Annotated in this window: 11 protein-coding genes; 9 read left to right on the plus strand and 2 right to left on the minus strand. The window is 71.7% G+C overall.

Translation table 11 applies throughout. From position 1 onward, the window contains the following. Window positions 1-72: 72 nt before the first annotated feature. From ELQ40_RS01385 to ELQ40_RS01400, 4 genes are read left to right on the plus strand one after another with little or no spacing between them, the layout of a single operon-like run. Window positions 73-1014 carry a carbohydrate ABC transporter permease gene (locus ELQ40_RS01385; protein ID WP_127792066.1) on the plus strand — a complete coding sequence of 314 codons (942 nt, stop codon included), beginning with the start codon at window positions 73-75 and terminating at the stop codon, window positions 1012-1014. Then, window positions 1011-1841: a carbohydrate ABC transporter permease gene (locus tag ELQ40_RS01390; RefSeq protein WP_127792067.1), complete on the plus strand. Its 831-nt coding sequence runs from the start codon at window positions 1011-1013 to the stop codon at window positions 1839-1841. Before ELQ40_RS01385 ends, ELQ40_RS01390 begins: the two co-directional genes overlap by 4 nt. Before the next feature lie 5 nt (window positions 1842-1846). Then, window positions 1847-3964: a family 78 glycoside hydrolase catalytic domain gene (locus ELQ40_RS01395; RefSeq protein ID WP_127792068.1), complete on the plus strand. Its 2118-nt coding sequence runs from the start codon at window positions 1847-1849 to the stop codon at window positions 3962-3964. 50 nt (window positions 3965-4014) lie between these two features. After that, on the plus strand, window positions 4015-5058 hold the full coding sequence (locus ELQ40_RS01400) for a LacI family DNA-binding transcriptional regulator (protein WP_127792069.1): 1044 nt from the start codon (window positions 4015-4017) through the stop codon (window positions 5056-5058). Window positions 5059-5084: 26 nt separating this feature from the next. Here the strand turns inward: ELQ40_RS01400 and ELQ40_RS01405 are convergent, their stop codons facing one another. Continuing rightward, on the minus strand, window positions 5085-6503 hold the full coding sequence (locus ELQ40_RS01405) for an MFS transporter (protein ID WP_127792070.1): 1419 nt from the start codon (window positions 6501-6503) through the stop codon (window positions 5085-5087). Continuing rightward, complete coding sequence (locus ELQ40_RS01410; protein ID WP_127792071.1) at window positions 6500-7000, minus strand: MarR family winged helix-turn-helix transcriptional regulator; 501 nt, start codon at window positions 6998-7000, stop codon at window positions 6500-6502. Before ELQ40_RS01410 ends, ELQ40_RS01405 begins: the two co-directional genes overlap by 4 nt. A 147-nt stretch (window positions 7001-7147) precedes the next feature. On the opposite strand from ELQ40_RS01410, the gene ELQ40_RS01415 reads away from it, so the two are divergent. The 5 genes from ELQ40_RS01415 (at window position 7148) to ELQ40_RS01430 (ending at window position 14671) form a co-directional block, all read left to right on the plus strand. Further along, window positions 7148-8890 (plus strand): circularly permuted type 2 ATP-grasp protein, encoded by a 1743-nt coding sequence (locus ELQ40_RS01415; protein WP_127792072.1) that lies wholly within the window; start codon window positions 7148-7150, stop codon window positions 8888-8890. Then, window positions 8884-9813 (plus strand): alpha-E domain-containing protein, encoded by a 930-nt coding sequence (locus ELQ40_RS01420; RefSeq protein ID WP_127792073.1) that lies wholly within the window; start codon window positions 8884-8886, stop codon window positions 9811-9813. The genes ELQ40_RS01415 and ELQ40_RS01420 overlap by 7 nt, the downstream gene beginning before the upstream one ends. Beyond that, entirely contained in the window at window positions 9810-10655 is an 846-nt protein-coding gene (locus tag ELQ40_RS01425) for a transglutaminase family protein (protein WP_127792074.1), read from the plus strand. The genes ELQ40_RS01420 and ELQ40_RS01425 overlap by 4 nt, the downstream gene beginning before the upstream one ends. A gap of 203 nt (window positions 10656-10858) precedes the next feature. Beyond that, the gene (locus ELQ40_RS19015) at window positions 10859-11686 is read left to right on the plus strand and encodes an alpha-glucosidase domain-containing protein (protein WP_240665887.1); all 828 of its coding nucleotides are present in this window, start codon (window positions 10859-10861) and stop codon (window positions 11684-11686) included. A gap of 60 nt (window positions 11687-11746) precedes the next feature. Next, entirely contained in the window at window positions 11747-14671 is a 2925-nt protein-coding gene (locus ELQ40_RS01430; RefSeq protein ID WP_240665888.1) for an NPCBM/NEW2 domain-containing protein, read from the plus strand. Window positions 14672-14692: the final 21 nt, after the last annotated feature.

The following is a 14692-nucleotide window of genomic DNA, read 5'->3' on the forward strand; positions in this document are numbered from 1 at the left end:
TCCGCACCATCGGCAATCCGGCGGGGTGGGGGTCCGCACGACCCCGCCCCGCCGCTCAACGGGGAGAACCGCATGACCACCGCCACGGCACCAGGCCGCACCAGTTCGCCACCCGGGTCGCCCGGTCGGCCCACCGAGGCGAAGCGCAAGCGCCGCCCCATGAAGAGCCCGTACCCGACGTGGTTCTTCATCCCCGCCGGCGCCTTCTACGTCGTGCTGTTCCTGATCCCGACCGTGGCGTCGTTCTACTTCTCGCTCACACGCTGGACGCTCTTCGACGTCGAGTTCATCGGCATCGACAATTTCGTCCGGTTCTTCCAGGAGCCCCAGTTGGTCCAGGGCTTCGTCAACACGTTCATCTACGCGTTCCTCACCTCAGGCACGAAGGTCGTGCTGGGGTTGGTGCTCGGCGTCTTCCTCAGCTCCCAGATCATCGGCCGCGGATTCCTCCGCTCGGTCGTGTTCTTCCCCGTCCTGGTTTCCGTGATCGGGGTCGGCATCCTCTTCGAGGTGCTGCTCGACCCGTTCGACGGACCCGTGAACGGCGTCCTCGCCGCCGTCGGCATCGAGGGCCCGGGCTGGCTCACGGATCCGTCCCTCGCGCTGTTCTCCGTAGCGATGGTCGACGTGTGGTCCGGTGTCGGCCTCGCCACGCTCATCTACATCGCCGGCATGGTCGCGATCCCGCAGGAGTACTTCGAGGCGTCCAAGGTCGACGGGGCGAGCGCCTGGAACACGTTCCGCCACGTGACCCTCCCGCTGCTGCGCCCGGCGACCGTCACCGTCGTGCTCCTCTCGCTCATCGGCGGCCTGCGTCGGTTCGACCTCATCTGGACCATGACGGGGGGCGGCCCCGGCTTCTCGAGCGACGTGCTCGCGTCGGTGGTCTACAAGCAGTACCAGGCTGGCTTCTTCGGCCTGTCGACGGCCGGCAACGTCGTGCTGTTCGTCGTCGTGGCGGCGATCATCTTCCCGCTCTCGTGGTGGCTCAACCGGAAGGAGGACGACCGATGAAGAACGTCGCCTGGAGATGGGGCGCCGGCACCGTGGCGATCCTGATCGCGATCGTCGTGTTCCTGGTTCCCTTCGCGTTCATCGTGTTCACCGCCGGGAAGACCCAGGCGGAGGCCGCCGCCCTCGAGTTCAGCTGGCCGACCGAGTGGGTGCTCTTCGACAACATCGTGACGGTGCTGACGAACCGCGACTTCCTCCTCGTGCGCGCCTTCGTCAACAGCGTCGTGCTGACCGTCGTCGCCGTGGCGATCATGGTGATCCTCGGGGCGATGGTCGGCTACGTGCTGCAGCGGCGCAGGTCCAGGTGGAACCCGTTGGTCAACGCGTTCGTGCTCGCGGGTCTGATCATCCCGCCCGCCGTCGTGCCGACGATCTGGGTGCTCCAGGGCATCGAGCTGTTCAAGACGCTGCCGGGACTCATCGCCGTGCACGTGGCGTTCGGACTCTCGTTCTGCATCCTGCTGTTCCGAGCGTTCGTGGCGACGATCCCGCGCGAACTCGACGAGGCGGCGACCATCGACGGCGCCGGGCCGATCAAGCTGTTCTTCCGCGTGATCTTCCCGCTGCTTCGCTCGGTCATCGTGACGGTGATCGTCGTGCAGGCCGTCGCGGTCTTCAACGACTTCACCTATGCGCTGTACTTCCTGCCGGGCGACGAGAACGCGACGGTGCAGCTGACGACGTTCAACTACATCGCGCAGTCCGTCCGTGCCGACAACCTGCTCTTCGCGAACGTGCTGATCATCACCATCCCGCCGCTGATCATGTACGTCTTCTTCCAGCGTCAGATCGTGGCCGGCATGACCTCCGGTGCGGTGAAGGGCTGACCGCGATGCAGGAACCCCCGCGGTCGGCCGCGGAACTGCGGCGGTGGGTGCGTGCGCGCTCGCCGCAGCCGTTCGAGGATGCCGACGTCCAGGCGCCGCCGACGGGCCGCGCCTGGGCCTACGGGCCGGGGCAATACGAGCTCGCGCTCCTGAACCGGCTGGTCGACGAGGGGTTCGCCGCGAACCGGCACGTGCACTATCCGCGCAATCACGGGCGGGTCGCCGGCTCCACGGTCTTCACCGCTGCGGCGTCGGCTTCGGGGTCGGTCGAGCTGCGCATCTCCGGCAGGCTCGAGGGCCTGACCGTCGGCGGCGATCCCGTCACGCTCGAACCGTCGACCGAACCGACGGCGGACCCGACGTCGTACCGGCTGCGCCTCCCGGCCCCCGGCGCCGCGATCCGGATCCACGTGGTCGCGGGCGCCGACGGCGGGGTGCCGGCCGTCTCCGTCCCGTCGGATGCCCCGCTCACGCGCTGGCTGGCCGGCTGCGACGGAGCGCCGCTCGAGGAGATCCGGCTGCGCTCCGGCGGCGGCTCGCCGCCCCACGAGCACGCGGTCGGCACGGTCGAGCTCCGGGTGCGCCCGGGCGCCGACGGCCTGTACGACCTCGGCGCACCCGTGCTCGGACGACCCGTGATCGAGAGCGGGTCGCCCCCGGTCGTCTCGACCGGCGAGAGCGTCGAGGAGGCGCTCGCCGGGCCCGACCACCACGAGACGCGCCACGAGGTCGTCCGTCGCGCGGACGGCACGTGGACCACGAGGCATCCGCTGGGCTTCCGGTACCTGTCGATCCGCGGCGTCGACCCGCTCCCGGCGGCGGTGCGTATCGAGGCCTCGATCGCGACGGTTCCGAGCCCGGGTGCGTTCGCCTGTTCCGACGACCGCCTCACGCGCATCTGGGCGACGGCGCAGTACACGCTGCGCCTCTGCTCGCAGGGGCTCATGATCGACGGCATCAAGCGCGACCGGATGCCGTGGGCCGGCGACCAGGCGCTGAGCACGCTCGCGAATGCCTACGCGCTCGGCGACGGCGGCACCGTCGCCGACGGGTTGGTCGCGCTCGGCCGACCCGAGCACGGGTACGTCAACGGCATCGCGGACTACTCGCTGTGGTGGGTCGTCAACGCCGGGCTGCGGCTGCGATGGTTCGGCGACGCCGCGTTCGCCGCCGGCGAGGCCGACCGCCTCGATCGGTTCGTCGCCGACCTCGCGACCCACGCGGGCCTCGACGGCGTCTTCAGGCCGACCTCGCAACGCGGCGGCTTCCCCGATGCCGGCCCGGGGTCGGTCTTCCTCGACTGGGGCCTCCGCCTCGAGCACGGACGCGATTCCGTCGCGCTGCAGATGCTGTGGCTGTGGGCGCTCCGCAGCGCGGAGCGGGTCCTGCGCGAGGTCGGGCACGCGGGCGCCGAGCGGTGGGCCGCCGTCGCCGATACGCTCGCCGCGTCGCTCCGACGACGCGCGTGGCTGGCCGACCACGATCGCTGGGCCGACTACCTCGACGCCCGGCGATCGGAGCGGCCCGCGCGGTATGCGAACTTCCTCGCGGTGCTGTGCGGCATCCACGAGGAGGCGCCGGTGCCCGCCGGCGTGGTGGACGCGCTGCGCGATGACCCCGGCGGCACGCCGTTCATGACCGCGTTCCGGTTGCTCGCGCTGACGGAGGCCGGCCTCCCGGAGGCCGCGGTCGCCGGCGTCCGCGACATCTGGGGTCCGATGGTCGACGCCGGGCCCGGCACGTTCTGGGAGGAGGCGAAGGCCGACGGCGACGTCCTCGAGATGTACGGGCGACCCTTCGGCCGCAGCCGCTGCCACGGTTGGGCCTCCGGGCCGGCCGCGCTGCTGCCGGCCGCGATCCTCGGCATCCGCCCCGTCGCCGACGGCTGGTCGCGATTCGAGGTCGCACCCGCGCTCGGCGGGCTCGATTGGGCGGGGGCGGTGGTGCCGACCGCAGGCGGAGACCTCGTCGTCTCGGCGACCGCGACCGACGTGCGAGTGGAGATCCCCGCCGGGTCGGTCCTCGTCCGGGGCGCGCGCGAGGTTCCCGGGCCCGCCCGCGTGGAATGGAGCACGCCGGCCGTCGGCGGCGGCGATCTCGACGACGCCGCCGAGATCGCCTGAGGAACCCGGCCGACTCAGTACGATCGAGCAAGACCACGGAAGGGGGCGGCATGTCGGTGAGCGTGCGCGACGTCGCGGCCCTCGCGAACGTGTCGGTCGGAACCGTCTCGAACGTGCTGAACCGCCCCGACAAGGTCGCGCCGGCGACCGTCGCGCGCGTGCAGGCTGCGATCGACGAGCTCGGGTTCGTCCGCAACGACGCCGCCCGCCAGTTGCGGGCCGGCCGCAGCCGGTCGATCGGCCTCGTGGTGCTCGACGTGCGCAACCCGTTCTTCACCGACGTGGCGCGCGGCGCCGAGGAGCGCGCTGCGACCGAGGGACTCACGATCCTGCTCGGCAACGGCGACGACGACCCCGAGCGGGAGGCCGCCTACCTCGACCTGTTCGAGGAGCAGCGCGTGCACGGGGTGCTGGTGTCGCCGTTGGGCGACGACCTGCGACGGCTCGAGCGGCTGCGGTCGCGCGGCACGCCCGTCGTGCTGGTCGATCGCGAGGCGCCCGACCTCGGCTTCTCGTCGGTGTCGGTCGACGACGTGGTCGGGGGCGAGCTGGCGGCCGGTCACCTGCTCGAGACGGGGCGCCGCCGCATCGCGTTCGTCGGCGGCCCGAGCGGCATCCGCCAGGTCGCCGACCGTCTCGCGGGCGCGCGCCGCGCGGTCGAGCGCGTCGACGGCGCCACGATCGAGGTCGTCCCGACCGGCGCGCTCACGGTGCTCGAAGGGCGCGCCGCGGGCGAGCGCATCCGCGACCTCCCGCCCGAAGACCGGCCCGACGCGGTGTTCGCCGCCAACGACCTGCTGGCCATGGGCGTGCTGCAGGCACTCGTGATGCAGGGCGACGTGCGCGTGCCCGACGACATCGCCCTCGTCGGGTACGACGACATCGACTTCGCCTCGGCCGCGGTGGTGCCGCTCACCTCGATCCGGCAGCCCGCCGCGCTGATCGGCCACACCGCGGTGGAGCTGCTGCTCCGCGAGGCGGAGGGCGCAGCGGCCGGTGCGGCCGGGCCCGATGCCGGCGCCGGCGCTTCGCGCGAGCGCGTCGTGTTCCAGCCCGAGCTCGTCGTGCGTGCGTCGACGGCCGCGGTCGGCTGAGGCATCCGCTCGGCGCACGGGCCGGTCTAGCCGACCCGCGCCGATCGTGAACCGGCGGCCGCGTGCTCGGCCTCCGATGCCTCGTGCGCCGCATCCACCGCCTGCGCGACGAGCGTGTCGACGACGGGTTCGGATGCCTCGGCGACCGGCACCGGCACCGTCTGCGGCACCGCGATCGCCGCGGTCGGGGCGTCCGCGAACCGGATGGCCGGCGTCCAGCGCCGGTTCGGATGCCGCACCACGCGCATGCCGCGTGCGACCACGAGCCAGCCGACGCCGATGAGCGCGGCGACGCCTGCCGCGACGGCGGCCATGCCGAGTGCCCAGCGCGGTCCCCAGTCGTTCGCGATCGCGCCGACGATCGGCGCGCCGACGGGCGTGCCGCCCATCATGATCGCCATGTAGATCGCCATGACCCGGCCGCGCAGCAGCGGGTCGGTCGTGGTCTGCACGTACCCGTTCGCCGTCGTGAGCAGCGTCACCGTGGCGAGGCCGATCAGGATCGTGGAGGCCGCGAACGCCCAGTACACGGGCATGACCGTCGAGATGAGCAGGCTCGCGGCGAGGCCTCCGGCGGCGATGATCAGCACCCGGATCCGGGCGCGTTCGCGCCGGGCGGCCAGCAGCGCGCCCGTGAGCGATCCGATCGCGAGGATCGAGTTCAGCACGCCGTACTCGCCGGCGCCGCGGCCGAACTCGACCGCCATCGTCGACGAGAAGATCGGGAAGTTCATGCAGAACGCCCCGATGAGGAACACCATGACGAACACGACGATGAGGTCGGGGCGGGTGCCGACGTAGCGGAATCCGGCGACGAAGGCGCCGCGTTGCGGCTTCGCCCGCGGGGTGCGGCGCATGGGCCGCCGGAGCAGGAGGAGCAGCGCGGCGATCACCGCGAGGAACGTGACCGCGTTGACGAGGAACACCCAGCCCGAACCGACCGCGACGATCGCGAACCCGGCGAACGCCGGGCCGATGAGGCGGGCGGCGTTGAACGACGCCGAGTTCAGGGCGACGGCGTTCGACATGTCGGAGCCGGCGACGAGGTCGGAGACGAACGTCTGCCGTGCGGGCGTGTCGACCGCGTTCACGATGCCGAGCAGGCCCGCGAAGACGTAGAGGTGCCAGAGCTCGGCGTGGCCGAGGAGGAGCAGCAGGCCGAGCGCGATGCCGAGCAGCATCATCGCGGTCTGGGTGGCGAGCAGGATCTTCCGCCGGTCGAACCGGTCGGCGATGAGCCCGGTGACCGGCACCAGCAGGAGCTGCGGGCCGAACTGCAGGGCCATGGTCACGCCGACCGCGAGGGCGTCGTTGTCGGTGAGCTCGGTCAGCACCACCCAGTTCTGCGCGGTCGACTGCATCCACGTGCCGATGTTCGACACGAGGGCGCCGATGAACCAGATCCGGTAGTCGACGTGGCGGAGGGAGCGGAAGACGGCCTTCACCCGGTGAGCCTCGCGAGGATCGCCGTGGCCGCGACGAGGGTCTCCCGCTCGTCGGCCGTGAGTGCGGCGAACCGCTTCGCGAGCCACGCCTCGCGGCGGCGGCGGGTCTCGCGGACGATCGCGTCGCCGGGTTCGGTGACCCGGAGCAGCACCTTGCGGCCGTCGTCGGGCGACGCTTCGCGAGCGATCCAGCCGCCGTCGACGAGGCAGTTCACGGTGCGGTTCATCGACGGGGGAGTGACCCGCTCGAGTTCGGCCAGGCGCCCGAGCGTGAGCGGTCCCTCTGCCGCCGTCCACATCAGTGCGGAGAACTGCGCGGCGCTGAGCTCGGCCTCTGCACGTTCCTGCCGCAGCCGACGCGCGAGGCGCATGACCGCGAGCCGCAGCTCGGTGCTCTGCTCCGCGGTCGACGTGCGGCGGGTCGCCGGGCGCCGGGGCGTCGAGCCGACCGCCGCCGTGTCGGCGGCGATCGGGGCGGAGGCGAGCGTTTCGGGCATTTCGTTAGCATACCAAATTAGTCTGGCTAACGATTCGGATGCCCGGCGCGGATGCCCGGCGCGGATGCCCCGAGCCGCGTTCGCCGGCCACGAACTCGACCCGAGCCGGAAACAGCCGCGAAACCCCCGGGTGCGACTCTTCGGGGCATGGGCACGCTCTTCGACGACTACGCGACGACCGCGGGTTCGCGCCGCGGGGCTGCGCCGCCCCCATGGGACGAGATGTTCCCCGACGGACTCAGCGAGGTCCGCGACACGTACCGCGAGCTCTTCCCGGTGCTCGCGGGCATGTCGCAGGAGGAGATCCGCGGGCGCACCGAGGCGCTCGCGAGCTCGTACCTCGCGCAGGGCGTCACGTTCGACTTCGCGGGCGAGGAGCGGCCGTTCCCGCTCGACGCGGTGCCGCGGGTCATCGCGGCATCCGACTGGGCGAGGGTCGAATCGGGCGTCGCGCAACGGGTGCGGGCGCTCGAGCGGTTCCTCGCCGACGTCTACGGGCCGCAGCACGCGGTGCGCGACGGGGTGATCCCGGCCGCGCTCGTCAGTTCGTCGACGCACTTCCACCGGCAGGCCGCCGGCATCGTCAGCGCGAACGGCGTACGCATCCAGGTCTCGGGCATCGACCTGATCCGCGACGAGCAGGGCGAATGGCGCGTGCTCGAAGACAACGTGCGCGTGCCGAGCGGCGTCAGCTACGTCATCTCGAACCGCCGTGTCATGGCGCAGACCCTGCCGGAGCTGTTCACGAGCATGCGGGTGCGGCCCGTCGGCGACTACCCGAACCGCCTGCTTGCGGCGCTGCGCGCGAGCGCACCCGAGGGTATCGACGACCCGACGATCGTGGTGCTCACGCCCGGCGTCTACAACTCGGCGTACTACGAGCACACGCTGCTCGCCCGCCTCATGGGCGTCGAACTCGTCGAGGGCCGCGACCTCTTCTGCTCCGGCGGGCGCGTGTGGATGCGCACGACCGCCGGCCCCACCCGCGTCGACGTGATCTACCGGCGGGTCGACGACGAGTTCCTCGACCCCCAGCAGTTCCGGCCCGACTCGGTGCTCGGCGCGCCGGGCCTGATGCTCGCGGCGCGGCTCGGCCACGTCACGATCGCGAACGCCGTCGGCAATGGCGTCGCCGACGACAAGCTCGTCTACACGTACGTGCCCGACCTGATCCGCTACTACCTGGGCGAGGAGCCGATCCTCCCGAACGTGCACACCTGGCGGCTCGAGGAGCCGGGCGCGCTCGCCGAGGTGCTCGACCGGCTCGACGAGCTCGTCGTCAAGCCCGTCGACGGCTCGGGCGGCAAGGGGCTCGTCGTCGGGCCCGCGGCATCCCGTGCCGAACTCGACGAGCTGCGATCGCGCCTGAAGGCCGATCCGCGCGGCTGGATCGCCCAGCCCGTCGTGCAGCTGTCGACGATCCCGACACTCGTCGAGGAGGGCATGCGCCCCCGGCACGCCGACCTCCGGCCGTTCGCCGTGAACGACGGGAACGACGTGTGGGTGCTGCCGGGCGGCCTCACGCGGGTCGCGCTGCCCGAGGGGCAGCTCGTCGTGAACTCGTCGCAGGGCGGCGGGTCCAAGGACACCTGGGTGCTGGGCGACGGCTTCGCGACCGGTCCCATCGCGGAGCAGCGCCCGGCGCCCGGGTCGGTCGTCGCCGCTCAGGCGACGGCGCCGTCGCCGTCGCGGCCCGGTGCGCCGGCCTCGGGGGCGACGGATGCCCCGGCCGAGGCATCCGTCCGCCACGCCGTCGAGGCATCGCCGCAGGACTGGGACGCTCCCGTCCGCCAGCAGCAGCAGCAGCAACAGCAGACGGGTCTCGATACGGCCGCTCCTTCGTCGCGACCTCCTCGACCACCGGGGCGGACGGGAGGCACGCCATGCTGAGCCGCATCGCCGAGTCGCTGTTCTGGATCGGCCGGTACATCGAGCGGGCCGACGGCACCGCGCGCATCCTCGACGTGCACCTGCAACTCCTGCTCGAGGACCCGTGGATCGACGAGGACTCGGCCTGCCGGTCGCTGCTGTCGGTCATGGGCAGCATCCCCAACGACGACGTGCCGATGCGCCGAGGCGACGTGATCGCGCTCCTCGCGGTCGACCGCACGCACGCGGCATCCATCGCGCACTCCGTCGCCTCGGCCCGCGAGAACGCGCGTCGCGCTCGCGAGATCGTGTCGACCGAGCTGTGGGAGGCGCTCAACGAGACGAACGCGCGGATGCCCCGGCGGGTGGCGAGCGACAAGACCCACGAGTTCTTCCGGTGGGTGCGCGACCGGTCGGCGCTCGCCACGGGCGTCGTCGACTCCGCGTCGAGCCGCGACGAGGCCTGGCACTTCTTCTCGCTCGGCCGTGCGATCGAGCGGGCCGACATGACCGCGCGACTGCTCGCGACCCGCTCGCTCACCGAGGCGAGCGGCCCGAGCTGGACCACGTTGCTGCGCAGCTGCGGCGGCTACGAGGCGTACCTTCGCAGCTACCGAGGCGTGCCCTCGACCGAGTCCGCGGCGGAGTTCCTGCTCGTCGACCGGTTGTTCCCGAGGTCGATCATCTCGAGCATCATCCGCGCCGAGCAGTCGCTGCGCGAGATCGATCCGACCGCCGGCCGCGTCGGCATCACCGACCAGGCGCAACGGCAGCTCGGCCGCATCCGCTCCGAGCTCGAGTACCTTCCCGTGCCGGAACTGCTCGTCGACCTCGACGGCAACATGGAACGCGTGCAGGAGGGCATGTCGGCCGCGAGCGAGGCGATCCGGCAGCGCTACTTCCCGGCGATCGCGATGCCGGTCTGGATCGGGGAGGTCACATGAGCCGCATCCGCATCGTGCACCGCACGGGCTTCAGCTACGACGCGCCGGCGACGGCGTCGTACAACGAGGCGCGCATGCTGCCGCACTCGGCCGGCGAGCAGTTCGTGCTCCAGGCGGGCCTCGACATCCGGCCCGCGGCCACGCAGCACACGTACCTGGACTACTGGGGCACTCGGGTCTCGACGTTCGAGGTGCTGACGCCGCACACCGAACTGTCGGTCACGGCGACGAGCCTCGTCGAGGTGCGGCCGGCGCCCGTGCCGCGCTCCGACCTGGGCTGGGACGAGCTCGCCGGCGCCGTCGGCTCGTCGGTCGCGCTCGTCGAGGCCCTGACGCAGACCGCGTCGACGACCCCGCCGGACGATCTCGCCGAACTCGCCCGACGCGTCGCCGACGAGGGCGCGCCGGTCGGCGAGACCGCGCTCGAGATCTGCCGCGAGGTGGGGGCCGCGATGCAGTACGTGCCCGGCGTCACGGGCGTCGGTTCGACCGCGTCGGATGCCTGGGGCGACCGCAAGGGCGTCTGCCAGGACATCGCGCACGTCGCGCTCGGCGCGCTGCGCTCGGCCGGGATTCCCGCCCGCTACGTGTCGGGCTACCTGCACCCCGATGCCGGGGCGGCGATCGGGCAGACGGTGACCGGCGAGTCGCATGCCTGGGTCGAGTGGTTCGCGGGGGAGTGGCGCGCCTACGACCCGACCAACCTCACCGAGGTCGGCGAGCTGCACGTGACGGTCGGCCGCGGCCGCGACTACACGGACGTCTCCCCGCTTCGGGGCGTGTACGCGGGGCCCGGGGCATCCGAGCTGTTCGTGTCGGTGGAGATCACGCGCGTCTCGTGAACGGTGCCCCGCAGCAGGGGTGACTCTGCCGAAGGGTACACGGGCGCGCCTGCGCGCAGCGATCATCCACTCCGCGGCCCTCTCGCGGTTCCGATCACCGATTCCCGCTGAATACTTGACGGCTGTGCTCGCTCAATGATCCTATGTGATTGCTTTCCAGAGTTTCAATCACTGTCGATCAAACTTCGAGAGAGGACGCGCTCGTGCAGCAGTACCCGTCCAGACGGTCCGCGAACCTCCGCACGGCGGCGGTCGCGGCATCCGTGCTCCTCGCCGTCACCGGGGTCGGCCTCGTCGCCGCGCCCGCGACGGCGGCACCATCGGCCACGGCATCGCCCGCGGCCGCCACCACGCCGATCACCCCGAAGCCCGTCACCCCCGAGGTGCCGGTCGACCCGGCCGGTGAGACCCTCGGCGCCGTCACCGGCGTCGAACGCCACGGCGCGGCGGTCACCCTCACCGCCGAACGCGGCGCATTCCGGGTGACCTTCCTCGAATCCGGCACGTTCCGGCTCGAGGCCGACCCCACCGGATCGTTCACCGACCCGGCGAACACGCCGCAGGGCGACCCGGCCCGCACGGCGAACATCGTCGTCGGCGCCGACACCTTCGACGGCGGTGGCGTGAAGGTCACGCAGGGCACCACCATCCGCATCACCAGCAAGCAGGTGACCGTCGACGTCGACCGGGCGACCGGCCGGATCTCGGCGCACCTGAAGAACGGCACGCCGATCCTCGAGGAGTCGTCGCCGCTCACCTTCGGCGCCGGCTCCGCGACCCAGCACCTCCGGGTCGGCGCGGGCGAGCAGTTCCTCGGCGGCGGCATGCAGAACGGCCGGTCGGTGCACACCGGCGCCACCATCAACATCGCCCGCAACTTCGACTGGGATGACGACGGCTACCCGAACGCCGTTCCGTACTACATGTCGTCGCAGGGCTACGGGGTGCTGCGGAACACCTTCGCACGCGGCAGCTACGACTTCGCCGCCGGCACCACGACGCACGAGGAGCGCCGGTTCGACGCGTACTAATTCGTCGGCGACTACGGCCAGGCGCTCGAGTCGTACACGCAGCTCACCGGCCGCCCGCTCATGCCGCCGATCTACGCGCTCGAGTACGGCGACGCCGACTGCTACAACCGGTCGAACCCGGACTACAGCTCGTCGGGCTACGGCGACCCCGAGAACACGAAGCAGCGCACCCCGCAGGCCCTCAACATCGCGAAGCAGTTCGTCGAGCACGACATGCCCGCCGGCTGGATGCTCGTCAACGACGGCTACGGATGCGAGTACGTGGAGCTGCCCGAGACGGTCGACGCGATCGGCGCGGAGACGGGTCTCGAGGTCGGCCTCTGGACCCAGCGCTCGCTGACGAACCAGGAGTACGAGGTCGGCGAGGCCGGCGTGCGCCTGCGCAAGCTCGACGTCGCGTGGGTCGGCTCCGGCTACCGGCAGGCCCTCACCGGCTGCGAGGCCGCGCACGGCGGCATCGAGCAGTACTCCGACGCCCGCGGAACCTCGCTGATGGTCGAGGGGTGGGCCGGCTCCCAGCGCTGCGGCATGCAGTGGACGGGAGATCACTCGGGCAACCTCGACGCCGTCCGCTGGCAGGTCTCGGCCCTGGCCGGCGCCGGCAACTCGGGCCTCGCGTTCACCACGGGCGACGTCGACGGCATCTTCGGCGGATCGGCCGAGAGCTACGTGCGCGACCTCCAGTGGAAGGCATTCGCTCCGGCGCTGTACTCGATGAGCGGCTGGGCACCCGTCGACAAGCGGCCGTGGCTCTACGGCGAGGAGGCGACCGAGATCAACCGGTCGTACCTCCAGCTGCGTCAGCGGCTGATGCCCTACCTCTACACGCTGGCCGAGCAGTCGCACCGCACGGGCCTGCCGATGATGCGATCGCTGGCGCTCGAATACCCCGACGACCCCGGCGCCTACAGCGTCGAGGCGGGCAACGAGTTCCTCCTCGGCGAGGACTACCTGGTCGCCCCGGTGTTCAGCGACACCGACGTGCGAAACGGCATCTACCTGCCGGCCGGCACGCAGTGGGTCGACTACTGGACCGGCGCCCTCCACGAGGGCGGCACGGTGCTCAACGGGTACCCGGCGCCCCTCGAGACGCTGCCGATCTTCGTTCGGGCCGGCGCCGTGATCCCGCAGGGACCGGTCGCCCGCAACGCCTCGCTCGTGCCCGAGGACTCGACGGTCACGCTCGAGGTCTACCCGCAGGGCGACTCGGAGTTCACGCTGTACGAGGACGACGAGGTCACGCGGGCCCATCAGGACGGAGCCTCGAGCCGGCAGGCGTTCGAGGTCGACGCACCCAAGGCGGGCAAGAAGGGCACGGTCAAGGTCGAGCTCGGCGCCCGAGACGGCGACTACGACGGCAAGGCCGACGCCCGCGACTACCGCCTCGTCGTCCACACCGGTTCGAAGCCGAAGGACGTGAAGATCGGATCGACGAAGCTCGTCGAGGTCTCCGACGAGTCGGTGCTCGACCGCCGGGTCGGGTGGACCTACGACGCCGACCGCGCGGGCGGGGTGGTGATCGTGCAGACCGCCGACGTGCCGTCGGCCGAGCGGACCCGCATCACGCTCACCGACACCAGCGGCGTCGGCGGGCAGGACGCGGACGCGGCTGCGGCATCCGTCTCGGTCGCACTCGACGGTCGCGTCTTCCAGGGTGACCGGACCACCGTCTCGGCCACCTTCGCGAACACGGGCAGGAAGGCGAAGACGGATGTCGCGCTGACGCCGACGGCGCCCGACGGTTGGACGCTCGTCTCGGCGACGGGAGACCGCCACGACCGCGTCGACGCGGGAGGCAGCGTCACCGGCGAGTTCGTCTACGAGCTCACCGATCAGGCGGCCGCCGGTGCGCAGACCGTGCGGGTCGGCGCCGAGTACACGTCGGCGTCGCGCCAGGTCGTGACGGTGAGCGGGGCGAACCAGCTGTACGTCGCCTACGGCTCGATCGCCGGCGCCTACAACGCGGTGTCGATCACCGACCTCTCGACGGCGTCGGCGGGCGACTTCGACGGCGGCGGGGCGACGTTCTCGGCCGAGGCCCTCGAGCGGGCCGGGGTCGTCCCGGGCGGCGCGGTGACGGTCGGCAGCGGTGAGGCCGCGATCGAGTACCGCTGGCCCGAGCCGGCCGGCGAGCCGAACTCGGTCTCACCGGCAGGCCAGACGATCTCGGTCGAGGGCAGCGGGACGCACCTCGCGATCCTCGCCTCCGCCGCCTCCGGCGGCGGGGTGAACCCCGAGCTGACCATCGCGTACACCGACGGCACGGTATCGAAGCAGACGGTGTTCTTCCCGAACTGGTTGCCGCAGGCGTCCGGACTCGGCGGGGCGTCCGTCGCGATCCGGTCGCTCGGCCGGAACAGCGCCACCAATCCCGACGTGTACGAGTACCCGACGTACCCGTACCAGGTGTACTCGAACCTCGTCCGGCTGACGCCGGGCAAGGAGGTCGCGTCGGTCACCCTGCCCACCGAGAGCCGGTTGCGGATCTTCGACTGGAAGGTCGTCACGCAGCCGACGCAGCCGGGTCCGTCGGCGTCGGCGTGGGCGTCGGACCTGCCGTGGGTCGCCGCGACCACCGGCTGGGGCGTGATCGGCAAGGACGTCGCGAACAAGGACGCGGCGGACTCGCCCGACGTGCCGCTCGCCATCGACCACGTGGACCCCGAGACGGGCGAGTCGCCCACCTACGAGAAGGGTCTCGGCGTGCACGCGGCCTCGAAGGTGACGTACTACACGGGCGGTGAGTGCCAGGCGTTCACAGCGGAGGTCGGCCTCGAGAAGGGGTTCGTCGGCAACGTCATCTTCAAGGTCGACGTCGACGGCGTGAACCGTTTCCAGTCGCGGACGTTCACGCCCGGGTTCGCACCGGATGTCGTGGACGTGGACCTGACGGGGTCGCAGTACGTCGACCTCATCGTCGAGGCGCCGGGAAGCATCAACGGCGCCCACGGCATCTGGGGCGACGCTCGGTTCACCTGCGAGTGAGCCGGTCGGCCGGCGTCGTTC

This window comes from Agromyces sp. LHK192 (genome assembly GCF_004006235.1).
Taxonomy (GTDB): domain Bacteria; phylum Actinomycetota; class Actinomycetes; order Actinomycetales; family Microbacteriaceae; genus Agromyces.